This is a genomic window from Bryocella elongata, assembly GCF_900108185.1.
GTDB lineage: Bacteria > Acidobacteriota > Terriglobia > Terriglobales > Acidobacteriaceae > Granulicella > Granulicella elongata.
Map to the genome: position 1 here is coordinate 17,250 of NZ_FNVA01000009.1, position 26,293 is coordinate 43,542.

The window sequence follows — 26,293 nt, forward strand, 5'->3', positions numbered from 1 at the left end:
CATCTGCGCGCAACACACGCTAGGGCTTGGCCTTCTCCAGCTTGATCCACGCTTCCACGCGCTCCTGCAGAAGATCCAGCGGTAGCGCGCCGCCGCCAAGGATCTCGTCGTGGAAGGCCTTGAGGTTGAACTTCGGGCCGAGCTGCTGCTGCGCCTCGGTGCGCAGCTTCAGGATGGTGAGCTGCCCCATCTTGTACGCAAGCGCCTGCGCGGGCCAGGAGATGTAACGATCGGTCTCCTGCTGCGCCTGCACATCGTTCACATCGTTCTTGTGCATGTAGTCGATGACCTGCTGGCGAGTCCAGCCCTGGTCATGAATGCCCGTGTCGACCACGAGGCGGACCGCGCGGAAGAGCTCGGAGCTGAGTCGGCCGTAGTCGCTGACCGGGTCCTGGTAGAAGCCGACTTCCTTGCCCAGCTCCTCGGCGTAGAGCGCCCAGCCTTCGGTATAGGCTGAGCCTCCGGCACGCTGGCGGAACTTGGGAATGCCCGTCAGGTTCTGCGCGACGGAGATCTGAAGATGATGGCCGGGTACGCCTTCGTGATACGCGACGGCCTCGTCATCGACCAGCGAGCGATGCGTCGGGTCGGCCACGGCAACTGACACGCGACCGGGACGGCGGCCATCGGGCGTGCCGCCGGAGTAGTGCGTTGCCTGACCTGCGTTGTATGCGGGGATCGCCTCCACCGTGACCGGCTGTTTCGGCAGCAGCCCAAAGAGCTCGGGCAGCTTCGGCTGCATCTGGTCGATGTACCTCTTGAAGTCCGCGACAATCTGCTCTTCGCTCGTCGGCCGCCACTTGGGATCGTTGTTGATCGCGGTGCGCCACTCGTCGAGCGTCTTGTAGCCCTGCTTGTGGGCCAGCGCTTCCATCTCCGCGGTGATGCGGGCGACCTCCTTCAGTCCGAGCTCGTGGATCTCAGACGGCGTGAGGTCGGTGGTGGTCATCACCTTGACGGCCAGCGCGTAGCGGGCCTTGCCCTGCGGCAGGCTCTCGATGGAGAGCTGCGTGCGACCGTGCGGTGCATAGTCATCGCGTAGGAAGGCAGCGAACTTCTTGTACGCCGGGAGCACATCCTTCTCCACCGCATCGTTGATCTCCGCAGTGAGGCGCTGCTTGTCGGCATCCGAGAAGCTCGCCGGGAACTTCTTCTCCGGCATGAGGAACGGGTCCGCGGCAACGACGCCATCGGCCTGCGCGGGGAACTTCTCCGCGATGAACTTCACCGGCACGAGGCCATCCTTCTCGCCAGCCTTCAGGATCTCGATAGTCTGGTCGAGCGCGCGGGGAATCTGCTTCAGGCGGGAGATGTAGTCCTCGTAGTGCTTCACCGTATCCAGCGGCACCTGTACCGGCAGCTCCGCCAGAGAGGTATGGATGCCGCCCTGCATGTTCAGCGGCATCTCGTATTCCTTGAGCGCGAAGTTCTCGTCGGCGCGCACAAACCCACGCTCGAAGAGCTGGTGGTTCAGCAAATCGTCGGCGCTCATCCCTGCAGGAGAGATCGCGCGAATGCGGGCGAGGTACCCGTCGCTCTCCTTGTGCTCAGCAACGATGTGAGCCAGGGAGAAATCGCCCAGCTGGTCGTTCTGGCTGTAATCGCCCTGGCTGGTGGCCATCATCGGATTGCTCTTCAGCCGGTTCTTGTAGACCTCATCGAAGAGCGCGTTCTGTGCCTTCACACGCTCGGCGACCGGGCTCTGCTGTGCAACAGCTCCCAGCGCGCAGGCAGAAGCCGCCGCCAACACCAAAAGATTTCGCATGGCGAAAGCGTATCAGAACGCAGGTTTGCCGGACACGGAGTGCATCGCACCCCGGGCGGTCCGCCCATACTGAAACCTGCTGGGGGACCCGTTTCCCTCCCGGGTCCTCGCGTAAAATCAGTGCATCCTCCGGGTCTTCCCGAGATGCGTGGAGTATTCCCTGATTCAGTCGCTTCAAGCGCTCGCCCTGTATCTCGCCTCGCAACGAGGCCTGAGCCATTACTGGAAGACCCACTACGCGGATCACACATTCCGCAACGTCTATCGCTGGAACGCATTCGACATCTCGCTGCTCATCCCGTACTTCATCGTGATGATCATCCTGGCGTTCTATGGCATCCACCGCTATCAGCTGGTGTGGCTGTACTACCGCAATCGCCGCAACGCCGCGAAGTCCGCGGAATCGCCCGCTTCCTACACCGAAGAGCAGCTGCCCTTCGTCACGATTCAGTTGCCGATCTATAACGAGCAGTTCGTCATCGACCGCCTCATCGATGCCTGCTGCCGAATGGACTATCCGCGCGACCGCTTCGAGATCCAGCTCCTCGACGATTCGACCGACGAGACCACCGAGGTCGCAGCGGCCATCGTACAGCGCTACGCTACCGGCGGCGTCACCACCGCGGAGCATCCGGAGCCGCTCGCGCCTCAGCCCGTCCTCTACCTGCACCGCAGCAACCGTTACGGCTTCAAGGCCGGAGCACTCGAAGAAGGCCTCAAATCCTCTCGCGGCGAACTCGTCGCCATCTTCGACGCCGACTTCGTGCCTCCGGTCGATTGGCTGCGCAAGGTTGTGCACCACTTCGCCGAGCCCGGCGTAGGCATGGTGCAGACCCGCTGGACGCACCTGAATCGCAATTACAGCTTTCTGACCCAGGTAGAAGCGATTCTGCTGGACGGCCACTTCGTGCTGGAGCACGGCGGCCGTTCGCGTGCGGGCGTCTTCTTCAACTTCAATGGGACCGCTGGAATGTGGCGGCGTCAGGCCATTGACGAGGCGGGCGGTTGGGAGCACGACACCCTCACCGAGGACACCGATCTCAGCTACCGGGCGCAGCTCAAGGGCTGGAAGTTCAAGTACCTCCAGGATGTCGAATGCCCCGCCGAGCTGCCCATCGAGATGACCGCCTTCAAGACCCAGCAGGCGCGCTGGGCCAAGGGCCTCATCCAGGTCGCGAAGAAGTCGCTGCCAACGATCCTGCACGCTGACATCGACTGGCACCAGAAGCTCGAAGCCTGGTATCACCTGACGGCCAACATCAGCTATCCGCTGATGATTATCCTCAGCGTGCTGCTGATGCCCGCCATGATCATCCGCAGCTGGCAGGGCCCCATCCAGATGCTGTTGATCGACCTCCCGCTGTTCCTGGCGTCGACGGCCTCGGTCTCCACCTTCTACCTCGTCAGCCAGAAAGAGCTCTTCCCGCGCACCTGGTACAAGACCTTCCTCTACGTTCCGTTTCTGATGGCGCTCGGCGTCGGCCTTACCGTCACCAACACCAAGGCTGTAATGGAAGCCCTCTTCGGCGTGAAGAGTGCCTTCGCACGCACGCCCAAGTACGCCGTGCAGAAGAAGGGCGAACGCTCACAGGCGAAGAAGTACCGCAAGCGGCTGGGCATCATCCCATGGATCGAGCTGGCCATCGGCTGCTACTTCGCGGGCACCGTGTACTACGCCATCTCCACTGAGAACTACTTCACCGTGCCGTTCCTGCTGCTGTTCGTGCTGGGGTACTGGTACACGGGCTTCCTCAGCATCTTCCAGGGCCTCTTCGAGAGACGCGAAGGCCGTGGCGAGATGCACGAGAAGCCCTACCCCGTCGGCATCTAGCAGACACGAAAGCAAGGCATGGAATTACTGTTCGACGACGCCGCCCCCGGTGCGGCGCAGCTGCGGCTGCTTGAAGACGACGACCGCGAGACGCCCGCGCGTTTCCTGCTGCTCGTAGTAAAGGACTTTGCGGAGTTAGAGCGGCTGCCCGAGGTCTCACCGCACTTTGCGCTGACGATTGCGCTGGACTGCGCGCATGTCCCGGAGGCGGAAGCCATGCGGGTCGCCAAGCTGCTGCTGGCTCGCGGACTTGCCTATACCTGCTGCTGGGGCGCGGGCTGCAAGAACATCCACGATGCTTTTGAGACCGCTTATCGAGGGGCTGGCACGCCGGAGCTTCCTCCCGACGCGGACGCTCCCCGCACGACCTGGCACGCGCAACGGCCGCTCGAGAAAGCGCTGTACTACTTCCACTACTGTGCCAACCCAGCGCCGAGCTACCGCATCGATTGCCGGGATTACGTTGTTGCAACAACGGCGCGGTATGCACCGCGCGTGCGGTATTACTTCAGCTGAATCTGAAATCTGACCCGCTCCAAACGCAGGGAAGCCCGCCGATTGGCGGGCTTCCTGCATTCGCGATCCCCGATGTGCCTTTAGAAGCGCAGACCGAACTTCACCGGGATGTAGGTCGTGTGCAGCGAGTTCGCCGGGTAGTAGTTGTAGCCCGTGTAGGTGGTGTAGTTGGAGTCGGTCGCTCCGGCGCGGTACTGGTTGGCCATGTAGACGTAACGCGCGTCGACGTAGAGCTGCTGGTTCGAGAAGCGTGACATCTTGTAGGTCAGACCACCGCCGATATCGAATCCAGGCGCATTCGAGCTGTAGTGATCGAACGCTTCATTCTCGGTGTAGCAGCCATAGTAGATGCTGCAGGCTTCCGTGGGGGCGGTGAAGTTAGTCACCTTGTGGTAGAAGCCGGCGCCACCGGTGACGAACCCGCCGAGGCCCGAGCTCCCCTCGATCTTGTAGATCGGCTGCACCGAGAAGTTCCAGACGTGCATGTTGCCCTGGATGTCGTAGCTGCTGTTATCCGTGCTTCCGGTGTTGACGTACAGGTAGTCCGAGATCGTATAGGCGGTGAGCCCGAAGTTGTCGAAACCGAACTCCAGGTTGACGCCCACATGCCGGTTGAACATGCGTCCGCCGCCACCCTGAAAGCCCCAGCTCAGGGTGTTGTTGGTGCTTGTGGTCGAGACGGGAATCGCCGCACCAGCGCCGACGTAGAAGTCCCACTTGGGCGACCCATCGGCATTGGTGTTGGAGCCACGATAGCGCGGACGCCCGTAGCTCTGGCGGCCGCCGTACTGCATGGCGTTGCCGAAGAGGTTCAGGTGCAGCGCGTTGGAGGCAAGCTGCATGTTCGGAGCCGTGGTGGTGGCATCAGCTGCCGGGGTCGCGGCGTCGTCGGTGCTGACACTCGACGAAAACTGCGGCGTTGCGACCACTGCAGGGCTCGTGGCTGTGGAGGTCTGTGCCCCCATAACAGCCACACTCGCCCCAAGAAGGGCGGTCAGCGCCACCGATCGGCGCACAAATTCGGAAACTGCAATGCTCTTTGACATCTTCGAAGAACTCCTTGACGGTTGAGCCTGGCGCTCGCCGGTGGGAACACCACCGGAGTTCATTTGTTGCGGTCTCGCGACGGGCCTCCAGTGCATGGCCGCAACAAGACTCGAACCGTATGACTGTAGGACGTGGAAAGTGGCCGCGCGGATGCAATGGCGGGTCGGGCCCCCTCCTATCTTCCGACGCGGGAGGTTCCGGCGGGAAACAACTGCCGATCCCCGTACACTGAAAGTGACCTATGTCGATGGAAGCCCCGCCCACTCCGCTCCCCGTGCCGTCGGCAGAGTTGATCGCCGAAATCGGCGAAAACCTGGCGGCGCTGCGGAAGCGTATCGCAGAGGTCTGCGACCGTGCACGGCGGTGTCCGTCCACCGTAGAGCTGATGGCCGTGAGCAAGGTGCATCCCGCGGAGGCGCTGGTCGCGGCCTTTCAGGCTGGGCAACGGCTCTTCGGCGAGAACCGCGTGCAGGAGTTTGCCGCCAAGCGGGAAGCGCTTGCGGCGTACTACAGCGGCCCTGCCGTCTCGGCTTCGGGACCGGACGAGGCGGGCAAGCCGACGCGGCCCATCATGCACCTGATCGGGCCGCTCCAAAGCAACAAGACGACGAAGGCTGCCGAGCTCTTTGACGCCATGGATTCGCTGGACTCCTTGAAGATCGCCCAACGGCTGAACAGCACTGCAGCGGCGCTGGGCAAGGTGATTCCGGTACTGATCGAGGTGAAGCTCTCTCACGAGGAGACCAAACACGGTCTCCCTCCGGAGGAGCTTGGTTCCCTGCTGGCGAGCCTGGCTCCGCTCGAAAACCTGCGTGTAAGCGGACTGATGACCGTGCCCCCCTTGGATGAAGCTCCCGAGGCGGCGCGCCCGTACTTCCGCCAGCTCCGTGAGCTCCGCGACGCGCACGCCAAACAATATCAGTCATTTACGGAGCTTTCGATGGGCATGTCTGGAGACTTCGAGGTCGCCATCGAAGAGGGATCAACCTGCGTGCGCATCGGAACGGCCATCTTCGGGCGCAGGACTGTGCCATCCGCGGAGCCCGTGTGATTGGTTCTCCCGCCTTCGGTGACAAAGATCACGGAGGAAGGTCGCAACCCGCGTTTTAGAATAAAAGACACGATGAGCGAGACCGCAACAGCTACAGCACCCGCACCGGCCGCTTCCGGCCACACCTCCAAGTACACCCGCAACGCGCCGTACACCTCGCGCGTGCTGGTCAACCAGCGACTTACCGGCCCCGAAAGCGAGAAAGAGACCATCCACATTGAGATGGAGCTCGAGGACGGCATGCATTACACGCCGGGCGATGCCGTAGGCATCATCCCGACGAACCGCATCGAAGCCGTCGAAGGCGTGCTCAAGGCCCTCAACTACACCGGCGACGAGCGCGTGCTGGACCACTACAAGAACGAGATCTCGTTCGAGGAAGCGCTGACGCGGCACCTCGCGATCGGCAAGCTCGCTCGCGGCGCCGTCAATCAGTACGCGAAGCTCTGCGGTGAGAACGTCCCCGCCGGCCTCAAGGAGCTGCTCGGCGCCGACAACAAAGCGAAGGCTGAGGAATACACCTGGGGCCGCGAGTTCGTCGACCTCATCACCGAGTTCCCCGGCATCATCACGGCACCGCAGCAGCTCTTCAATGTGCTGCAGCGCCTGACGCCGCGCATGTACTCGATCGCGTCGAGCATCGCGATGCACCCCAACCAGGTGCACACGGTGATCCGCGTGATTCGCTACAACACGCACGGTGCAGAGCGCCAGGGTGTGTGCTCCGGCAACATGGCCGAGCGCGCTCCGGTAGGCGGCACCATGCCGGTCTTCCTGCACGAGAACAACGCCTTCCGCCTGCCCGAAAACACCGACGCCCCGGTCATCATGATCGGACCCGGCACCGGCATCGCGCCCTTCCGCGCCTTCCTCGAGGAGCGCGCGGTTACGGGCCAGAAGGGTAAGAACTGGGTCATCTTCGGCGAGCAGCGCTCGGTCTCGGACTTCCTCTACAAGGATGAGTTCGAGGAGTGGCAACAGAGCGGCGTGCTGAACCTGTTCCACACCGCCTTCTCCCGCGATCAACAGAAAAAGGTCTACGTGCAGGACCGCATGACCGAGAACGCCGCCGAGCTCTACAAGTGGCTCGAAGAAGGCGCGTACTTCTACGTCTGCGGCGATGCGAGCCGCATGGCCAAGGACGTCGAGACGGCACTGCTGGATGCGATCGCCAAGGGCCAGGACAGCACGCCCGAAGCAGCGCAGGAGTACCTCACCGCCATGAAGAAGGCCAAGCGTTACCAGCGCGACGTGTACTAAGAAGCAGATCGTAGAGAATAGATAGTAGACAGGAAAGGCAGAGCTCTCGGGCTCTGCCTTTCTGCTTGATGCGGAGGTTGGAATGATGTTCGAAAAGCGGCTTCGCGATGGCGTCCGTGACGGCACCATCACGCTCAGTGTGCGCTTCTGGATACGCCCGCGCGTCATCGTCGGAAACCGCTACAAGATGGACGAAGGCGAGATTGAGGTCGACTCGATCGAGCCCATCGGCATGCCCGACATCACGCCGCAGTTAGCCCTTGCGTCCGGCTTCCTGGGTGTGCTCGATCTGCTGAAGACCGCAAAGCACGGCAAGGGCGAGAACATCTACCTCGTCCGCTTCCACTACGTCCCGCCTAAGAGGCGGAAGACAATAGAGAGTAGACAGTAAACAGTCGAGGCTTCCGCGCCTTGAACCTCTACTCTCTACTGTTTCCTGTCTGCCGTCTCACACCCGATGCGTATCCGCCCTCCAGGCGACGATAGCCTGCTTGATCTGCTTGCGGTTCAGCTTCTCGCGCACGGCACGACGGGCGAGGTCAGGCAGTTCGGCGTTCGAAGCGAAGCGCAGGCCGATGTACTGGTCGATGGTGAGGGAGTCAAGCTCAACCAGCTCCGCCGGCGAGACCGCCGCCGCCAGTCGCAGCTTCTCTTCCACGCGAATCACGCGGTCCTGCACAAGGAGCGCGTACACCCGCGTCTTCAGCGCCAGGAGCAGCAGGAGAACCGACACGGCGATCCACCAGATGCCTACCCAGCCGTATTCGGTAAAGTGGCGGCCAAAGTACATGGCCGTCACAATAATGTTGGCCAGCAGGCCGACGGACACGAGGCCGTGGAAGACCGGGTCGAAACGGCCGTGGTTCTTAAAAGATTGCGGTTCAGCCATGGGAGGACCTCAGGGAGCTTGCTTGAATTGTGCAGGGGAACCCGCAGTCAGCATACGCGAACCCGTTCACAGCGCCACGTGATTTACGCTGAGTATCGAATGGCGATCAAGCGAATCGGTGTACATGTAGGAACCTCGGGCGGCGTATGGACGGCAGTGCAGCGCGCCGTGGATGCGGGTGCGAACACATTTCAGATCTTCTCCTCCAGCCCGCGCACGTGGAAGGCGCCCGAGGTCAAGCCGGCCGACGCCGAGAAGCTGCGTGCCATGCGTGCGGAGCACGATGTGAATCCAATGGTGATTCACGCCAGCTACCTCATCAACCTCTGCTCGCAGACCGAGAGCGTGCGCGAGAACTCCATCCTCGGCTTTCGTGGCGAGGTGGAACGCGCGCTCGCACTGGGCGCGGAGTTCCTCGTACTCCATCCCGGCAGTTGGAAGGGCCTCACCCGCGACGAAGGCCTGCGCCTCGCAGCACAGTCGATCGAGCGTGCGATGGAGGGCATGGCCTTCGCGGGTCACAACTTCACGCTGCTCATCGAGAACTCCGCCGGCGCAGAGTTCTCACTCGGCGGCAGCTTCGAGCAGGTGGCTGAACTCGTCGAGCAGCTGAAACCCTGTATGCCGGTCGCGGTCTGCTTAGATACCTGCCACTGCCACGTCGCCGGCTATGACCTCGTCAGCGACGAAGGCTATGCGGAGACGATGCAGAACATCGCTGACACCATCGGCTTCGACGCCGTGCGCGTCTGGCACTGCAACGACGCGAAAGCTCCCATGGGATCGAAGCTCGACCGGCACGAGCACATCGGCGAGGGTACGATGGGCGCTGCAACCTTCCGCCGCCTGCTGCATGACAAGCGCTTTGAGCATGCTGCGTTCATCGCAGAGACCCCCGTGGATGAACCCGGCGACGAGATGCGAAACGTGATGGCGCTGCGAGCGCTCAGCGCAGGCTGACGTTCGTCGTCAGATCTGCGAACACGCCAGCGGGCTCAGGTACAGGTTCGAGATGTTGCTCACGATCTCGGGATCGGTGTTGCCCGGCTTGTGCGACAGCTCGTGCCACTCAGGATCAGCGGAGAAAGCCGCCCAGTGCGCGGTCAGCTCGGCGAGATCGGCGAAGGTGAGCATGTAGGTCAGGTTCGGCATGTGCGTGCCGACAAGCGTATCGGCGAAGAAGACGGGCGTAAGCCCGGTGCGCTGGAAGATCGCAATCTCCGCATCGTCGAACATCTTCACCTTGTGCTCGTGGCCAGCCTGCATCGGGCTCTCGTAGGTGCGGAGCTGGAAGATGCGCTTGCCTCTCTTTGGCGCCACGAGTTTCGGCCATGCGGCAAAGGCGCCAAGCAACGTCCGTTCCTCGCGCACAAATGGCGGCGCCGTGGCCGGAGCGGCAAGAAAAGGTGCGGCGGCCTTCAGGTACTCCGCATCCTTCGCAAGCTGCTCATCGAGCATGACAAGCGTCTCTGCCGAAGACGATGGCAGCAACACATAGTAGGTCGGCGTCTCGGGTCCGATGTCGAGCTTGAACGCGCCGACAGGGCCGATCTTGAGCTTATTCAGCGCGGGGATCAGCGCCTTCTCGAGGTACTCCTGCATGAGTGCAAGCTGCGGCCCCGTGCGCAGGGTGTAGGTGCGGAGCTGATAGAACTCGCGCATCGCGGGGGGTGCCTCCGCTCCAGATGCTTGCGAAGCCAACCCAGCGCCCACGGTTCCCAGTGCCGACTTCATGAACGCTCGCCTCTCCAAAGCTGCCTCCGCCCATCAGATTGACACTGCAAGCATAGCCGACTGCGTATCTCCGCAAGCGGGCGACCCCTTTGCGGCCAATGAATCGCGTGGGGACTCTGCGGAGCCTCACTGGATGGAGGCTCGTAAAGAAATACTGAAACCCGGCCGAATCCGACTTCATCTTATAGCTGCCGAAAATGGCTGAGCCGGATTGGTAAGCACGGCTCGCTGCGGAACCCATTCGATTCCCGATTCCGCAGATCAGTCAGCCCTGGTTCACCCCAGGGCCCCGACCCACGGCGACAGTGGCAGTGCTACGGCACTGCTGCCCGTCGCGTGGCGCGTCTCGGTTTCCCGCCACAACACCCATGCGACGGCAAATCTTTTCTCTCCATGGAGATCGCAATGGGAACCATCAATCACACCAATCTCACCACCTACAACGTGCCCGCACTCGCGGAGTTCTTCTGCTCCGTCTTCGGCTTCCACCCTCTGGACCAGCGCGGCGACAAACTGGCCGTCCTCAAGAACCCCGATGGCTTCCTGCTCACGCTGATGTTCGACAAGAACATGACCTCGGAGCGTGGCTATCCAGGGCTGTTCCATATCGGGTTCCTCCAGGCCACACCGAAGGACGTCGATACGATCCACCAGGCGTTGAGCACACGCAGCTACGAAGCTCCGCAGCCTGACATCCTCGCGCGCGGCGGCCCACACACCTACGGCTTCTACTGCAACGCGCCGGGCGGCGTGCTGGTCGAGGTCAGCACGATGAACTTGGTCAACACAATCTAAGCTGCTCGACGCCAATCATCGACGCGCTGCAACGGGATCCCCCTTGCAGCGCGACGCTTCCCAACACATTGCCGCCGCTACGCGTCCTGGAGCGCAACCGCAGCCGCGTTCGCCGAGCGCTGTGCCGCCAGCGCGGAGTTCGGTTCGGCGGCGAAGTGATTGCGGTGATCGGCAAGGTACCGATGCACATCCGAAATCACCACCGAGCCTTCTCCGACCGCCGACGCCACCCGCTTCACCGAGTTCGCACGAATATCCCCGACCGCGTACATGCCTGGAACGCTGGTAGCATACGGCGTCGTCTCGAAGCCGGCTTCGCCGCCAGTGAGGATGAAGCCCTTCCGGTCCAACTTCACCGTGCCATACAGCCAGCCTGAGTTGGGGTCGGCTCCGATCATCACGAAGACGCTTCCGATCTCTTTCTCCGTCGTCTCGCCAGTCTGCCGATTGACCCAGCTCACTCGCTCCAGCGAGGTCGCACCTTCCAGCTTCTCGATCTCCGAATGCGTATAGAGCGTGATGCGCGAAGAACTCTCGATGCGCGAGATCAGGTACTGCGACATCGTCGCGGCCAGCGACTTGCCGCGCACGATGTGATGCACGTGCTTCGCGATGCCCGAAAGAAACACCGCAGCCTGTCCCGCCGAGTTGCCGCCGCCCACCACGATCACCTCGTGCTCGCGGCACAGCAGCGATTCCATCGCCGTGGCCGCGTAGTAGATTCCCCGGCTCTCGTACTGGCTGTAGTTCGCCACCGCCAGCTTGCGGTATTGCGCTCCAGTGGCCACTACCACAGAGCGCGAACACACCGGAATCTCGCCCGCCAGCTTCAGCTTGTGGATGCCATCGACCTGCTCCGCCGTCACGACCTCGCGCGAGATGGCGAAGCGTACGCCGAACTTGAGCGCCTGCAGCTGCGCACGGCTCGCGAGCCGCTGCCCGGAGATGCCCGTCGGGAAGCCCAGGTAGTTCTCGATCTTGGAACTCGTACCCGCCTGGCCGCCAGGAGCCGTGCCCTCAATGACAATCGTGCACAGCCCTTCCGAAGCCGCATACACAGCGGCCGCAAGTCCCGATGGCCCCGCGCCCACCACCGCCACGTCGTAGATCATGGTGGAATCTGGAAGCTCGGTGATGCCGAGTTCGTCGGCCAGCTGCGCGATGGTCGGCCGGTGCAAGACGCGGCCATCGGGGAGCGTCACCGTCGGCAACTCAGCTTCGGGCTCGGAGAGGATGTCCTCTTGCTGCCGCGTCTCTTCCTGGGCGATCTCGACGATCTGATGCGGGTAGCTGTTGCGGATCAGAAATCGATGCAGCTGCGTGGTCTCCGGATCGTTGGCATAGCCCGTCAGCAGCACTCCGCCCGTCTCATCCCCGATGATCCCGATGCGACGCCACACCGTGGCCTGCGTGATGAGGTTGGCAATATCACCCTCGGCCCGCATGATCCGCTGCAGCTCACTTCTCGGAATCCGCAGCAGGCGGCTCTCGACAAGCGTTCGCGCCTCCACCAGAGAGCCCTGAGAGTTCAGCATGTTGAGTTCGCCGGTGAAGTCGAACCGGCGATGTGTGGCAATCACCTGCCGCTCGCCGCCTACCGAAGGGATGCTGACCTCAACCTCTCCTTCGAGCACAACGAACATGTCCACCTGGCGCTGCCCCGGCGAGAACAGCACGACATCCGCCGCGACCAGCTCCTCTTGCCCGTAGGGAGTGAGCCGCTCCACCATATCGTCCGTCAGCTTGGGAAAGGCAAGATCAGGACGGAAGTCCGGCACGTTCCATCCACTGGCGCTGCTCCTGGGGCTTTCGGTCATCGCGGTCAAATCTCCTTACGCTTGCGTGACTTCATTCTAGGGTTGAGCCATTCCTGGCACGCCCCTCAAAAGCATGGGCTGAGTCCCCCCGCTTGTGGCAGCTACTTCGCCTTGCCGCTCACGATCCTCGAGGAATCCGGCGCAGCAGGAACCGGCGCAATGCTGTAGATGCGCTGCAGCAGCAGGTAGCGTTCTCGCAGGTCGTCGGGCCGAGCAGCGCTGGTGGCGTCGAGGTGCATGGCGCTCCACCCGGTCTTTGCGTCGTAGCGAGGCCACGCTGGCAAGCCCTTGCCGTTGGGGTCGCCGGTACGGGCGAAGTTCGTCCAGTAACGCATCATCTGCTCGGTGAGGGCGCGGTCTTCGGGACGCCACGTCGAACCGGGGCGCGAATCCAGCGAGCCGAAGACATACTCGATGTCGTCGGAGTGGAAGGCGCCCTGCCCGGCGTGAAACTTGCTGTCGGGCGCTGCCAGGTCGAGGCGGTAGCGATAGACCGGAGCGCCGGTCTCCGCGTGCGCTTCAAGCCACGCCCACGTGGAGTAGACGATGAAGTTGTCGTCCCCCAGGTCGCCGATCGAGCGAATGGCCTCAGCGTCGGTGGCGTGCGGATAGACCTTGAGCACCGCGTCGGCGTTGGGGCCAAAGCCCTTCGTCACCATGGCGATGAAGGCATCGATACCAGGATGCGGCGTGCCCTTGACGATGCCGGCGCGGATCTCGTCGTTGTTCCAGCCGGCGAGCATGGGGATATGCATCTCCTGACCGTGGGCGTAGAGGTTCGGCACGGAGTCGGGCAGGAAGTAGCCGTCCACATCGGGCGGAAAGGCGCGCGAGACATCGAACTCCTTGTGCGCGACGAGGTCGTCGGCGGAGATCGCCCGCAGCGCAGCGAGGTCGTCCGTCCCCAGCACCCGCCTGGCTTCAGCCGCGTCATGCGTCGCACGTTCAGCGAGGGTGCCAAAGGGTAGCGCGCGATTCTGGAAGGACGCTCCGCTCTCCCCGATCGCCCGCGAGATCATGCCCTTGGAGATAGGCGAAACGATGAGCGAGCTGACAGAGAATGACCCCGCCGACTCACCGAAGACGGTGAGGTTCTTCGCGTCACCACCGAAGCCCGCGATGTTGTCGCGCACCCACTTGATGGCCGCGGCCTGATCCATGAGACCGTAGTTCCCGGCGGCGTGGTGGACGCTTTCGGCAACCAACGCGGGGTGCGTGAAGAAGCCGAGCATCCCAAGCCGGTAGTTAAGCGTGACCACGATGACGCCGTGCGAGGCCAGCGCCGCGGCGTCGTGCCGGGGCTCGCTGGAGCCGCCACCGGTGTAGCCCCCGCCATGGATCCAGATCATCACAGGCAGCTTCGCGCCCGGCCTCGCGTTCGAGGGCGTCCAGATGTTGAGCGTGAGGCAGTCCTCGCTGGGGCCGGAGTCCTGAAAGATCATGTCCTCGAAGCCACCGAACTGGTAGCAATGGTGCCCGAACTGCGAAGCGTCAAGGACACCGTTGCGCGCCATGGCGGGCTGGGGCGGCTGCCAGCGACGCGGCCCCACGGGCGGAGCGGCATACGGGATTCCGAGGAAGGAGCGCGTCGCATGCGCGGCGGGTTGGCCATGGACGGCGCCTTGCAGTGTCGGTGCGGTCAGGCCATCCGACGAGGGCCGGGGCTTTGCATCAGGATGCTGGGCGCACAACGTCAGGACAGGCAGCGAAACGGCGGCAAGAGCAAGCAGCGAAGCGGACAAGCGCATCAGGTGGAATCCTCGCTCAAGAGTGTATGCGAGCGGAATGTCGCACGAACAGGCAACAGGCCACTCCCCGCAAGGGTGGTGAGTCCTCGTACCGGCCACCAGTCCTCGTACAATCGAAGGGTATGCCAGAGATCGACAACATCGCCGCGCCTGAGCGCCGCTCCGACGACGAACCCGTCCGCTATAACCCCGCCGAGATCGAACCCCGCTGGCAGTCCCGCTGGGACGCCGACCCGGCTCTCTATCGCGCCGAAGACCATGCCGGCGGCAAGCCCAAGTTCTTCTGCGTGGAGATGCTTCCCTACCCCTCCGGCGCGCTGCACATCGGGCACGTGCGCAACTACACCATCGGCGACGCGCTCGCCCGCTTCATGCGCATGCGCGGCTTCAACGTACTGCACCCCATGGGCTGGGACGCCTTCGGCCTGCCGGCGGAGAACGCCGCGCTGAAGAACGGCCGCGCTCCCAAAGAGTGGACGCTCTCCAACATCGCCGCCATGAAGGTGCAGATGCGCCGCATCGGCCTGAGCTATGACTGGCACGGGACCGAGGTCGCCAGCTGCCTGCCCGAGTACTATCGCTGGAACCAGTGGTTCTTCCTGCGCATGCTGGAGAAGGACCTCGCCTATCGCCGCTCCAGCAAAGTGAACTGGTGCAACCTCTGCGCGACCGTACTCGCCAACGAGCAGGTCGTCGGCGGTTGTTGCTGGCGTCACGAAGACACCCCCGTCGAGCAGCGCGAGCTCGAGCAGTGGTTCTTCCGCATCACGAAGTACGCGGACGAGCTGCTCGACGGCCTCGACACCATGCCCGGCTGGCCCGACAAGGTGCGCACCATGCAGCGCAACTGGATCGGCCGCAGCTACGGCACCGAGGTGACGTTTGCAGTCGCCGACGATACCGCTTTGAAGGGGACGGGCTTCAGCCCGTCCGTTACGCCTCCTGGAAAAGAGGGGGCTTTAGCCCCTGAGGGCCAACCCAGCATCACCGTCTTCACCACCCGCGTCGATACGATCTTCGGCGCGACGTCGATCCAGCTCGCGCCCGAGCACGCCCTCGTCAAAGAGTGGGCAAAGACCGACGCCGCCCTCGCAGCCGACGTGGACAAAATGGTCGCCGAGCAGGCCGCTGCCAAGCAGACAGGCGACTTCGGCACCATCGAAAAGCACGGCGTGAGCACCGGCAAGCACGCCATCAATCCCTTCACCGGCGAGACCCTGCCCATCTGGGTCGCCAACTACATCCTCGCCGACTACGGCACCGGCGCCATCATGAGCGTCCCCGCCCACGACGAGCGCGATTACGAGTTCGCCACCAAGTACGGCCTGCCGATCAAGCGCGTCATCGCCCCTGCCACCTCGGGCGGTGCCAACGATGACTCAGGCGATCTCGCCCTCCCCTACATCGCCGAAGACGAAGCTGTGCTCATCAACTCCGGCGAGTGGACCGGCGAAGCCGCGCTCGAAGCCCAGGAGAAGATGGGCTTGTTCGCCGAGCACAAGGGCTTCGGCAAGCGCACCAAGACCTTCCGCCTCAAGGACTGGGGCGTGAGCCGCCAGCGTTACTGGGGCACACCCATCCCCGTCGTCTACTGCCAGAACGGCCACGAGGGCGTTCCTCCCAAGGGAGTCGTTCCCGTACCCGACGCACAGCTGCCCGTGCTGCTGCCCGATAACGTCGCCATCACCGCCGAAAACGGCTCGCCCCTCGGCCGCGTGCCCGAGTTCGTCAACGCAACCTGCCCAGTCTGCGGAGGCCCCGCGCGCCGCGAGACCGACACGATGGACACCTTCGTCGACTCCAGCTGGTACTTCTACCGCTATACCGACGCGCACAACAACACCGCGCCGTTCTCCAGCGAGAAGGCCAACTACTGGTTCCCCATCGACCAGTACATCGGCGGCGTCGAGCACGCCATCCTGCACCTCATCTACTCGCGCTACTGGACGAAGGTCATGCGCGACATCGGCCTGATCAAGAACGACGAGCCCGCCACGCGCCTCTTCACGCAGGGCATGGTCATCAAGGACGGCGCGAAGATGTCCAAGTCCAAGGGCAACGTCGTCTCGCCCGATGAGATGATCGGCAAGTTCGGCGCGGATGCCACGCGTACCTACGCCCTCTTCGCCGCACCGCCCGACCGCGATCTCGATTGGCAGGAAGACGGCGTCGCCGGTGTCTCGCGCTTCCTCGCGCGCGTCTACCGCCTGACGATGAAGTATGCTCCCGTCGTAAAGGCCGTGGAACACGCGAAGGGCGATGAGATTGCCCCGAGCGCCTTCGCCGGGCAGACGCCTGCGGGAGCAAAGCTGCTGCGCACGCTGCACCAGACGATCGCGAAGATCAGCGAAGACTTCAGCGGGCGCTGGCACTTCAACACGTCGATCGCCGCGGTGATGATCCTCGTGAACGAGATTGCGTCCTCCGAAGGCGCGATGGACTCGGGCGAGATTGCACCGGCGACCATCGCGGAGCTGTTCCGCTCGCTGACACTGCTGCTCGCGCCGTTCGCTCCGTTCCTCACCGCCGAGCTGTGGGAGCAGATGGGCCACACCTCATCCATCAATCACGCGGCGTGGCCCGTCGCCGACGCAACCCTCGCCAAAGACGACGAGATCGAGATTCCCGTGCAGGTCAACGGCAAGCTCGCCAACGTCATCAAGGTCGCAGCCGATGCGGACGAAGAGACGATCAAGGCCACGGCTCTCGCAGACGAAAAGGTCCAGCAGCGGCTCGCGGACAAGACGATCGTGAAGACGATCTACGTCAAGGGCAAGCTGGTCAACATGGTTGTGAAGTAGGCTGCGCGTGAACGGCACAGAACAGGCATCGAGCAAGACGCCCATTCGCGGCACGCAATCGTTCGTCGGCGTGATGAGCGAAGTATGGAAGCGGCCGTCGCTCACGGCTATCGAGGTGCTCACGCGCTGGATCGCGTGGGCGCCCGTGCTGTTGCTGACCGGCGCCTTTCTCGGCACACTCGGCATGGATGTGCACTTCAATCCCGCGGGTGCGCAGGCTTCGTGGACGCAGCTTCAGACAAGCGCGATTCTGCTGGAGCACGGAGCGTACCAGCTCTCATTCCACGCTGGACAGTTCGCCCTCAATGCGCTGCCGATACTCGCGTTTGCCGCGCTGTGGGGCGTGATCTCGGGCCATGGCCGGACGCTCCTCTTACATCGTTTCGATTCCCGCCTCATCCCTCGGCGTTTGACGCTTTGCCTCCTCGCGATGGCGCGCGTGGTGCTCTTCACCGCTGCGCTCGCACTCTGGCTCGCCGTCTTCCTCGTCTGCTGGATTCACTTTGTGCAGGTGCCGCAGTCACGTGGCGAGTATCCCGGCTACGTGCCAGGCTTCGCCATCGTGATTCTGTTCACACTGGGCCTCTTCGTGCTGTGGTCTTCGACGAGCTGGATCCTCCGGCTTGCACCGGTGCTGGCGATGGCACACCGCCTCGGGCCCGTCGATGCACTGCGTGCGGCATGGAAGACCGGCCCGCTGCGTGGCAAGCTCATTGAGATCAACCTGGTGATGGGCGTCGTGAAGGTGGGTCTGCTGGTATGGTCGCTGGCACTCAGTTCCTGCCCACTGCCCTTTGCCAACAACCAGACGCAGGAGTTCCTGAACTGGTGGTGGCTCGGAACGGTGGCTCTGTGGATCGTCTCGTCAGCGTACTTTCATGTCGTGCGACAGGCGGCTTACGTGCGGCTGGCAGATTCCTACGACTTTCTGCCCCATGAAACAGCACGCCAGGGGAATTCGGCATCGTAACCTCCTGAGTCACAAATGTGACGCGCCGGCGGTGCCGGTCGTGGAGGTTCCAAATGTCCTTCGGACTGTATCTTGGCGGCACCGTTATTCTGATCGTCGGCGTGTTGTACGTATGCAGCCTGGCACACATGCCTGCGCACTGGATCGGCGCAATCGCGATTGTCCTGCTAGGCGCGGGCATCATGGGCGCCGTCGGCTCGACGCGAGGCAAAGATCCGAGCTAAGACCGTCTTTCGAGGCAGAAGCCGCTGATTGCGGCCTTCCTTTAGACTGGAAAGGTGAGCACGCCAGCGAACTCCCCGGCCGACAACTCCCTCTCCACCATCGTCATCCTCGACTTCGGCTCGCAGTACACCCAGCTGATCGCGCGCCGCATCCGCGAGTTCAACGTCTTCTCCGTCGTGCTGCCCTGCACCACGCCGCTGGAGAAGGTCCTCGCGCTGAACCCGAAGGGCATCATCCTCTCGGGCGGCCCGTCGAGCGTCTACGACGCCTCCGCACCCAAGGCCGACGCCAAGGTTCTCGAGACTGGCCTGCCGCTTCTCGGCGTCTGTTATGGCCTCCAGTTCATGACGCACCACCTCGGTGGCGTGGTCGCTCCCGCTGCCGCACGCGAGTACGGCCACGCCGAGGTGACCGTCTTCGAAGAAACGGCGCTCTTCCACGGACTGCCGTCCACACTTGAGGTGTGGATGTCACACGGCGATCATGCTGAGAAGCTCCCCGACGGCTTCCACGTCGTCGCGCGCACCAGCAACGCCGTCGCGGCCATCGCGGACGAATCGCGCAAGATGTGGGCCGTGCAGTTCCACCCCGAGGTCGCCCACACGCGCCAGGGCATGGAGCTGCTAAAGAATTTCGTCGTCAACATCTGCGGAGCGAAGCAGGACTGGACGCCCGCCCACTTCATCGAGACCACCGTAGCTCACATCAAGGAGCAAGTCGGACCGACAGGCCACGCCATCTGCGGCCTCTCCGGCGGAGTCGACTCCTCGGTCGCTGCCGTGCTCGTCGCGAAGGCCATTGGCGATCGGCTAACGTGCATCTTCGTGAACAACGGCGTGCTGCGCAAGGATGAGTTTGCGAAGGTCCAGAAGACCATGCGCGAAGAGCTCCACCTGAACGTCGTCGCAGCCGACGCGAGCGAGCGGTTCCTTTCGAAGCTCGCCGGTGTGACCGATCCCGAGAAGAAGCGCAAGGCCATCGGCAACGAGTTCATCGCGGTCTTCGACGATGAAGCCAAGAAGATCTTCGACGCGAACAATAGCGGCGGCGAAGAAGTCGCCTGGCTCGTGCAGGGCACGCTCTATCCGGATGTCATCGAATCAGCCAGTGTTCATGGGCCTTCGCACGTCATCAAGAGCCACCACAACGTCGGCGGCCTGCCCGAGGACATGAAGCTCAAGCTGATCGAGCCGCTGCGCGACCTCTTCAAGGATGAAGTCCGCCGCATCGGCCGCGACCTTGGCATGCCGGAAGAGATCCTCGAGCGCCAGCCCTTCCCCGGACCGGGCCTCGCGGTGCGCATCCTCGGCGAGGTGACGCCGGAACGCGTTGCGATTCTTCAGGAAGCCGACGCCATCTGCGTCGACGAGATCAAGAAGGCCGGCCTCTATCGCAAGGTCTGGCAGAGCTTCGCCGTGCTGCTTCCAGTAAAGAGCGTAGGCGTGATGGGCGACCAGCGCACCTATGCCTACACCTGTGCCATCCGCGCCGTAGAGAGCGAAGACGGCATGACCGCCGACTGGGCCGCACTGCCTTACGAAGTCCTTCGCACCATCTCCTCCCGCATCGTGAGCGAGGTCCACGGGATCAACCGCGTGGTGTACGACATCACCTCGAAACCACCGGGAACGATCGAGTGGGAGTAGATCGAAATCTCTCCTAGTGCACATTCACCGTCGGCCCCGTGTAGAACTTCAGTTCCAGTTCCACGGTGTGTTTGTCGGGGTTGGCGATGGCTTTATATCCCCCGTAGTACGGCGCGAGCGTCTTGAGGGCCGTGTTGTTCTTGATGAAGCCCGCCACATAGGTCGGGTCGTACAAATCGCCTGCCTTCAGCAAAAAGTTCTTGTCGAAGTCCGCCTGCGCTGCGGGGTCGAGGCCCATCGCCGTGATCTTCGAGAGCCGGTATTGCTCCCCGGGAGTGACCGTCACCGCGTAAGCGACGGTGTGAGCCGCGGTGTCCCGGGAGGGATTGGACTTCACGATCACATCCATGTAGCCCAATTTGCGGTAGGCAAGATCGAGCGGCGTAAGAGTTTCGATCAGCGCCTTGTTGGAGGCCACATCGCCCGCATGCAGTTTGGCGCTCGCATTGAAGGCTTCCGTCGTGAGCAGGGGGGCGCCCGCGAACTCCAGACCGGAGACGTGGTAGATCTCGCCAGCATCGAGAGTGGCGTGCAGGATAACTGGCTCCCTGTGCTGATCCAATGGTGTGGTCTCGACCGCGACGCCGCTGAGAGCCGCATCGATGTAACCAGCGTCGAGCAGCGGAGCCAGGATGATGTCATCGGTGCGGAGACCCGCCAGCCCCATCATGTACGGTTTGCCCGCGGCCGTGTTGACTGAGGTCTGCACCAACGGTGCAAACTCCGGCTTCACGCCGCCCAACTTCACATTCGCGACGACCGGGAGCGGGGTGACGACCGTGAATGCCATGGAGCGGAACGGGTGTTGCAACGTCGGTTCAATGGATTGCTCCTCCAACTTTGCGGCGATGCCCTTGGCAGCAAGGGCATCCTCGAGCGCGGCCTTCACCTGGTCTACGGGCACGGTGTTTTCCTGCAGGTAGCCAAAGTACAACGGCACGCGCGCGTGAATCGCAGCGTCAATCTCGGCCGGAGACAGCCACACCAGGTTCGGAAACGCCACGGGCAGCATCTGCGACTTCGGAGTGGGCGCGAGCTTGAAAACCGCGACGATGTGGAGCGTGTTGCCGCGAATTTCGGCGCCGATATCGTCGAAAAAGCCAGTATCGGAGAGCTTCTGCGCACCGGCCTGCAACGTTGCCGCCGTGGCTGGATCGCCCGGCTTCACGCCACTGATCGCCGCAAGCTGCTGCTGCGAGTAAGGCCCCGGGTTGCTGTAAACGACCTGCGCGATGTTGTTCTGCTGCGCCGAAGCGACAGCTCCGCAAAGGGAGACACCAAGGGCAAGGAAGAGGCCGCGGACTTTGTTGCTCTGCATGGGGTCATCGTAAGGGGAATGCGACAGACGAACAAGTCGTTTCTGCAGTGCGCTTTGTGCCTCCGCGCGTGTAAGATTCCATGTGAGCTTGTCAGACAGGTTGAAGCGGTGCAGATCGACAGGCAGGAGAGTGCCATGCGTTACGGAATGATTCTGATGATGGCGGCGCTGGCGGGAACAATTCCGGCCCTGGCGGCGAAGACATGCGATGTGAAGGACTACGGGGCCAAGGGCGATGGCGTCACCAAGGACACTGCCGCGATCCTCAAGGCGGTGGCGACCTGCAAGGGTGGAACGGTGAAGCTGGCGGGCGGCACGTTCGTCACCGGGCCTATTCTGCTGCCCAGCGGCACCACGCTGGATATCGAAACCGGTGCCACGCTGCTCGGCTCGCCCGACCGCGAGGATTATCCGCACTGGACCTTCGCTCGCAAAGACACCGTGCAGCCTCTTGTCGGCACGCGCTTTGCGGAAAACGTCACCATCACCGGCGGCGGCACCATCGACGGCAACGGGCACATCTGGTGGGAGTACGTGCAGGGCGTCAAGGACTCAGGAGTTCTGGGCACCGACCACCCGCGGCCGATGGGCATGGTATTCGACCACTCGAAGCATATCAAGGTCGAGAACATCACGATGCAGAACGCCGGCTTCTGGCAGATCGTGCCGTACTATGCGGATGACCTGGTCTTCCGCAACATGCGCATCCTCGCGCCGCACTCGCCCAATACGGATGCGATCGATCCGTTCAGCTCAGGGCACATCCTCATCGATCACGTCTTCAGTTCAGTGGGCGACGACAACATCGCGATCAAGTCAGGAGCGATCAACTCGCCCGGGCCGGACGCACCGAGCCACGACATCACCATCACCGACTGCACGTTTGAGAACGGTCATGGCCTTTCGATCGGCAGCGAACTGGCGGGCGGCGCGCAGCACATCCACGCCTCTCGCATCCACTTCAAGGGCACGGACCAGGGCATCCGCATCAAGGCCAATCGAGACCGCGGCCATGACGTCTCTGACATCACCTTCGACGACATCACGATGGAGGATGTAAAGACGCCAATCCTGATCAGTGAGTACTACCCGAAGGTGTATCCGGAGGGCGAGGTGAAGGCGGAGCCGGTGCAGCGGCTCACACCGCACTTCCATGACATCCACATCAGCAATGTGAAGTCGACCGGGAGCCCGACGGCGGGAGTGATTGTGGGCTTGCCTGAATCGCCAGTGGAAGATCTGACGCTGAAGAATGTGTCGATCAGCGCGAAGACGGGGATGAAGATCGCGTATACCAAGGCGGACTTCGACAACGTCAAGGTAATGGTGGAAGAAGGCGAACCGCTGACGATCTCGCCGACGGCTACGATCAAGCAGCACTAAACTACGCAACGAGCTCCGCATATTCCTGGCCTCACGCTTCTACGGCAGACGATTTCGCTGTAAGGGCGTGAGGTCTTCCTCTGCGGGGTCTACCCTAGACACATGCGCTTTGCCGTTGGAGTCCTGATCGTGATGACCGTCTTTATTGGGGTGGGCGTGCTGACTGCGCACCTGATCCTGGCGCACCACGCCAACGCCGGCTCCTACGAGCCACAGGTGAAGCTGGGGGCCGATATGGCGGGGCTGTTCGCCGGTGGCCTCGCCGCGTTGATTGCCCTGATTGTGGTGGTACGCTCTGGCTCAAAGCAGAGCTAGCTGCCCACTAAGAAAAGTACATCTCCATCCGCGCCAATATCTTGCGAAGTTCCTGCGGCATTCGTTGCGCAAGGCACGTTGATAGTCACAGCCCTCAAGAGGCACAGACGCCTTGATGCCGCGGCCGCCCTTGAGACGGAGCGCTCTGGGCTCGCTGCTCGCAGTTGCAAATCGCAGCCACGAATTCTTTGAGCCGTCATCTCAAGCGAGCTTCAACGTCTCTGCAGATTTGCAGCACTGCGAGGTAACTTTGATACAAGTCAGAGTCCCGTCGCAGTCAAGCGCCACTTATGATTGCAACGGAGGAAATCTGTTGATGGCAACTGTAAAGCTCTGGACCGATGAAGAGGTAGCAACCGCTCCCGCAGTGCAGGCCGTGTTCGAAGATATCCGCGCGGTGCGCAAGTCCGATTTCGTAAATAACTTCTGGCGAGCCCTTGCGAACCAGCCAGTGCTCCTCGAGCGGACGTGGACCAGCGTCAAGCAGGTCATGCTCCAGCCCGGCGCGCTCGATCCCCTCACGAAAGAGCTGGTCTACATCGCTGTATCGACAGCCAACGCCTGCAGCTATTGCGTCCACTCTCATACTGCGGCAGCGCGCGCAAAGGGCCTCTCGGACGACCAATATGCGGAGTTCCTCGCGGTGATCGGCATGGCCGCCGAAACCAACACTCTCGCCAACTCGTTGCAGATTCCTGTCGACCCGGAGTTCCTCGCAGGCTAGCTCTGCGAGGAACTCACGGGGCGAATCATCGCGCGGCAGCTGCAGGCTGTTCGGCACTCTCCGCTTTCCCTCGTCCCGTCATCTGACGCAGAAGGTCAACCTCGTGTTGGCGGTACGGCGTATCGTCGGCCTTGAAGACGTCGTGAAACCAGACGGCGGGGCCTTCCGAGACATACGGTCGCTTCCAGGAGTCCCATGGGAGGTACGTCTGCGTCTTGCCCGCGACGAGTCCCCAGTTGATAACGGCTACGCGTTCGCGCTTGGCTATCGGCAGGATCGTGTCGAAGGTGCTGCCATTCCCTCGCGCCATGTACTCCGTGCAGATCAACGGACGCCCTGTTGCCCTCAACTCTGCTATCCGTGCTTCGAAGCCCTCCGGCCAGTCATAGTTGTGGAAGGTGATCACGTCAGACTCAGCGAGCTGGATCTTCGTCGTTGCGCTTTCCTTGCGCGGGTCGGTCCAGTTCCCTGTCCACATACCGCTGGTCAAAGGCTGCTGTGGCCGTTCGGTTCTCGCCCAGGCAAAGACGCGAGGCAGCAGTTCATTGACGCGCCGCACCTTGTCTTTCACATCCTCCTCGACATCACGGCCCTGATTGTCCGGCTCGTTCCATACATCCCAGGCAAGAACGCGATCGTCATTCGCGAAGGCGCCGATCACTCCCGTGACGTAAGCCTTGAGCTGTGGCTCTACCGTTGCATCGAGCAGCCGTGCCTTGCCAGGGCTCTGCACCCAGCCCGAGTTGTGAACTCCTGGGATAGGCGGATGCTGTGGTCCGAGATGCGGGTTGGGCTCCCAGCAGGAATCGAAGAGAACCAGAACCGGCCGAATATGATGCTTCGCTGCGATTGCCAGGAATTCATCGAGTCGTTTGCGTGCGCCGGCCGGATCATTGAGCCACCATTGATCCTGAAGGAACACACGGACTGTGTTCATACCGATCCCCTCTGCTAATCCAAGCTCTTTGTCGTTCAGTCGGGCATTGAAGGTTGCGTCCTGAAACATCTCAAGCTCGTTGATCGCATCTGATGGAACATAGTTGGCTCCCACAAGCCAGGGCTGTCGGTCGTACCATTCGTTGGCGTGCTTTGCGGTCCAGCGTTGGCCTGGAGCTTGCGCGATGCCGCTTCCAGCCAGCGCTGCCATCAACGTCAGAAGTGCGCAATACCGTACAACTCTTTCCATCATTCAATCCCCTCTGGACACATCGGTCTTCGCGGCTACGGCGGGTAATCACCCCAACGCTTGCAGTTCGTCTGCGATCTACCCGGACTCTTCGGCAGCCACAAGCTCGTCCAGAGAAGAACCGCAATATAGATCGCCGATCCATTCTCCACTCCTCCTGGGCGATAGCGGTACGAAACATCCACGAGGTCTGTAATCCATCAGGGTTCAATCGGCCCATCTTTCTTTGGACTGCCGAAGTTCGGTGTGCCGTCTGCGTTCCAGGTAAAGCGCTGCGCTCGAATCTCGCGATGGGCCGCATTGGGAGCATCGGTTGACTTGGCCGCATACAACAGCCACATGGCGCCGTCCTTACCCTTGGCAAACGTGCCGCGTCCCGGCCCAAAGATGGAGTTCTCCGGCGACCACGCAAAGACCGGATGCGGGGTCTTAATCCAGTTGCCAGGCACCATCGGGTCTTTCCCCACGAGAGTCAGCAGGCCAAGGCAATATCGCGGAGATGCAGTATCGCTTGCCGAGAAGACGACGAACGTCTTGCCGCCGTGATAGAGAGCCGTAGGACCCTCGTCGACGGGATAGTTGCGCGTGGTGCCTTCTCCCTTCTCCCATCCAGCTTCAGGATGAGCGATGAGCGCACCCTCTCCGTCAAACTCTGTCGGCGTCTTGAGCTTGCGAATCCAGGTGTCATTCGCACCGCTGTCTACGGTGACGTACATGAGATAGTGCGACTTGCCGACTACAAGAATTGAGGGATCGATCGAGGCCCGCCCTGTCTCGAGTGCCCCCTTGAACACATATGCTCCAAGCACATCATCGGCCTCAGACTCGAGCACGTAGATCTTGTGCTTCTGGCCTGTCATCTGCGCCGTAAAGTACACCCACCAATGCCCATCGATCTTCCACACCGTAGGCGACCATGTTTGGGTCATCCCCTCCATGGGCGTGTAGATCACATAAGGCGTCGTCGAAGAGGTCTCGGGTATCGGCCCGGTCCACAATGTGATGTCGCGGCCCGTGGCCGTCAATACATACTGCCCATCCTTCGTCACGGGATCGAAAGTGATGAAAGGATCTGCGTGCGAGAGGATCGGATTGCTCGCCTGCGCCAGCGCGGAGGCTCCGAGGCATAGCCCCGCAAGAGCGGTCAGGACACTTCTTCGAAACATGATTCACGATCCTTTGTTGCCCGACATATGGGAAGACGTGAAGAACAAATCGCGGATGCGGCCAAATCGCTTATCTACACGATAAGAGCCGCATCCGCCTGGAGAC

General features: G+C 62.3%; 23 protein-coding genes. 14 read left to right on the forward strand and 9 right to left on the reverse strand.

Annotated elements, in window-relative coordinates:
* Positions 1-19: 19 nt before the first annotated feature.
* Positions 20-1,765, reverse strand: coding sequence for a DUF885 domain-containing protein (locus C4S68_RS21110; RefSeq protein WP_103935118.1), 1,746 nt, complete (start codon positions 1,763-1,765; stop codon positions 20-22).
* 313 nt (positions 1,766-2,078) lie between these two features.
* Here C4S68_RS21110 and C4S68_RS21115 point away from each other — a divergent pair, with 313 nt between their 5' ends.
* A complete protein-coding gene (locus C4S68_RS21115) occupies positions 2,079-3,596 on the forward strand; it encodes a cellulose synthase family protein (protein WP_235011793.1) in 1,518 nt (505 codons plus the stop codon).
* Between the two features lie 18 nt (positions 3,597-3,614).
* Positions 3,615-4,112, forward strand: a complete 498-nt coding sequence (locus C4S68_RS21120; protein WP_103935120.1) for a DUF7684 family protein — start codon at positions 3,615-3,617, stop codon at positions 4,110-4,112.
* An 80-nt stretch (positions 4,113-4,192) separates the two neighbouring features.
* On the opposite strand, the gene C4S68_RS21125 is transcribed toward C4S68_RS21120, so the two are convergent.
* Complete coding sequence (locus tag C4S68_RS21125) at positions 4,193-5,158, reverse strand: hypothetical protein (protein WP_103935121.1); 966 nt, start codon at positions 5,156-5,158, stop codon at positions 4,193-4,195.
* 242 nt (positions 5,159-5,400) lie between these two features.
* Between C4S68_RS21125 and C4S68_RS21130 the strand changes: the two genes are divergently transcribed.
* From C4S68_RS21130 to C4S68_RS21140, 3 genes are all read left to right on the forward strand, one after another.
* Positions 5,401-6,210, forward strand: coding sequence for a YggS family pyridoxal phosphate-dependent enzyme (locus C4S68_RS21130; RefSeq protein ID WP_235011769.1), 810 nt, complete (start codon positions 5,401-5,403; stop codon positions 6,208-6,210).
* 72 nt (positions 6,211-6,282) lie between these two features.
* Positions 6,283-7,470, forward strand: coding sequence for a diflavin oxidoreductase (locus C4S68_RS21135; protein ID WP_103935122.1), 1,188 nt, complete (start codon positions 6,283-6,285; stop codon positions 7,468-7,470).
* An 82-nt stretch (positions 7,471-7,552) separates the two neighbouring features.
* Positions 7,553-7,861 carry an ASCH domain-containing protein gene (locus C4S68_RS21140; RefSeq protein ID WP_103935123.1) on the forward strand — a complete coding sequence of 103 codons (309 nt, stop codon included), beginning with the start codon at positions 7,553-7,555 and terminating at the stop codon, positions 7,859-7,861.
* Between the two features lie 57 nt (positions 7,862-7,918).
* On the opposite strand, the gene C4S68_RS21145 is transcribed toward C4S68_RS21140, so the two are convergent.
* Positions 7,919-8,359: a DUF6526 family protein gene (locus tag C4S68_RS21145; RefSeq protein ID WP_103935124.1), complete on the reverse strand. Its 441-nt coding sequence runs from the start codon at positions 8,357-8,359 to the stop codon at positions 7,919-7,921.
* A 99-nt stretch (positions 8,360-8,458) separates the two neighbouring features.
* On the opposite strand from C4S68_RS21145, the gene C4S68_RS21150 reads away from it, so the two are divergent.
* Complete coding sequence (locus C4S68_RS21150; RefSeq protein ID WP_103935125.1) at positions 8,459-9,319, forward strand: deoxyribonuclease IV; 861 nt, start codon at positions 8,459-8,461, stop codon at positions 9,317-9,319.
* Positions 9,320-9,328: 9 nt separating this feature from the next.
* Here the strand turns inward: C4S68_RS21150 and C4S68_RS21155 are convergent, their stop codons facing one another.
* Positions 9,329-10,093, reverse strand: a complete 765-nt coding sequence (locus C4S68_RS21155; protein WP_103935126.1) for an NIPSNAP family protein — start codon at positions 10,091-10,093, stop codon at positions 9,329-9,331.
* Between the two features lie 405 nt (positions 10,094-10,498).
* Between C4S68_RS21155 and C4S68_RS21160 the strand changes: the two genes are divergently transcribed.
* Positions 10,499-10,888 carry a VOC family protein gene (locus C4S68_RS21160; RefSeq protein ID WP_103935127.1) on the forward strand — a complete coding sequence of 130 codons (390 nt, stop codon included), beginning with the start codon at positions 10,499-10,501 and terminating at the stop codon, positions 10,886-10,888.
* A gap of 77 nt (positions 10,889-10,965) precedes the next feature.
* Here C4S68_RS21160 and C4S68_RS21165 read toward each other — a convergent pair whose 3' ends face one another.
* Both C4S68_RS21165 and C4S68_RS21170 read right to left on the reverse strand, forming a co-directional pair.
* Complete coding sequence (locus tag C4S68_RS21165) at positions 10,966-12,705, reverse strand: FAD-dependent oxidoreductase (protein WP_103935128.1); 1,740 nt, start codon at positions 12,703-12,705, stop codon at positions 10,966-10,968.
* 101 nt (positions 12,706-12,806) lie between these two features.
* Entirely contained in the window at positions 12,807-14,453 is a 1,647-nt protein-coding gene (locus C4S68_RS21170) for a carboxylesterase/lipase family protein (RefSeq protein WP_103935129.1), read from the reverse strand.
* A 122-nt stretch (positions 14,454-14,575) separates the two neighbouring features.
* Here C4S68_RS21170 and leuS point away from each other — a divergent pair, with 122 nt between their 5' ends.
* The 4 genes from leuS to guaA are packed head-to-tail and all read left to right on the forward strand — an operon-like array spanning position 14,576 to position 20,095.
* Positions 14,576-17,254 (forward strand): leucine--tRNA ligase, encoded by a 2,679-nt coding sequence (gene leuS / locus C4S68_RS21175; protein WP_103935130.1) that lies wholly within the window; start codon positions 14,576-14,578, stop codon positions 17,252-17,254.
* A 7-nt stretch (positions 17,255-17,261) separates the two neighbouring features.
* Positions 17,262-18,224 (forward strand): hypothetical protein, encoded by a 963-nt coding sequence (locus tag C4S68_RS21180; RefSeq protein ID WP_103935131.1) that lies wholly within the window; start codon positions 17,262-17,264, stop codon positions 18,222-18,224.
* Between the two features lie 53 nt (positions 18,225-18,277).
* Positions 18,278-18,448, forward strand: a complete 171-nt coding sequence (locus C4S68_RS23450; RefSeq protein ID WP_200821611.1) for a hypothetical protein — start codon at positions 18,278-18,280, stop codon at positions 18,446-18,448.
* Between the two features lie 54 nt (positions 18,449-18,502).
* A complete protein-coding gene (gene guaA, locus C4S68_RS21185; protein ID WP_103935132.1) occupies positions 18,503-20,095 on the forward strand; it encodes a glutamine-hydrolyzing GMP synthase in 1,593 nt (530 codons plus the stop codon).
* A 13-nt stretch (positions 20,096-20,108) separates the two neighbouring features.
* On the opposite strand, the gene C4S68_RS21190 is transcribed toward guaA, so the two are convergent.
* A complete protein-coding gene (locus C4S68_RS21190) occupies positions 20,109-21,413 on the reverse strand; it encodes a BamA/TamA family outer membrane protein (RefSeq protein ID WP_103935133.1) in 1,305 nt (434 codons plus the stop codon).
* A 135-nt stretch (positions 21,414-21,548) separates the two neighbouring features.
* On the opposite strand from C4S68_RS21190, the gene C4S68_RS21195 reads away from it, so the two are divergent.
* From C4S68_RS21195 to C4S68_RS21205, 3 genes are all read left to right on the forward strand, one after another.
* Positions 21,549-22,796 (forward strand): glycoside hydrolase family 28 protein, encoded by a 1,248-nt coding sequence (locus tag C4S68_RS21195; RefSeq protein WP_103935134.1) that lies wholly within the window; start codon positions 21,549-21,551, stop codon positions 22,794-22,796.
* Positions 22,797-22,898: 102 nt separating this feature from the next.
* Complete coding sequence (locus C4S68_RS21200) at positions 22,899-23,111, forward strand: hypothetical protein (RefSeq protein ID WP_103935135.1); 213 nt, start codon at positions 22,899-22,901, stop codon at positions 23,109-23,111.
* A 316-nt stretch (positions 23,112-23,427) separates the two neighbouring features.
* Entirely contained in the window at positions 23,428-23,835 is a 408-nt protein-coding gene (locus tag C4S68_RS21205) for a carboxymuconolactone decarboxylase family protein (protein ID WP_103935136.1), read from the forward strand.
* 25 nt (positions 23,836-23,860) lie between these two features.
* Here C4S68_RS21205 and C4S68_RS21210 read toward each other — a convergent pair whose 3' ends face one another.
* Together C4S68_RS21210 and C4S68_RS21215 are read right to left on the reverse strand one after the other, a co-directional pair.
* Positions 23,861-24,772, reverse strand: coding sequence for a cellulase family glycosylhydrolase (locus tag C4S68_RS21210; protein ID WP_235011770.1), 912 nt, complete (start codon positions 24,770-24,772; stop codon positions 23,861-23,863).
* A 449-nt stretch (positions 24,773-25,221) separates the two neighbouring features.
* Positions 25,222-26,187, reverse strand: coding sequence for a glycoside hydrolase family 43 protein (locus C4S68_RS21215; protein ID WP_103935138.1), 966 nt, complete (start codon positions 26,185-26,187; stop codon positions 25,222-25,224).
* Positions 26,188-26,293 lie beyond the last annotated feature (106 nt).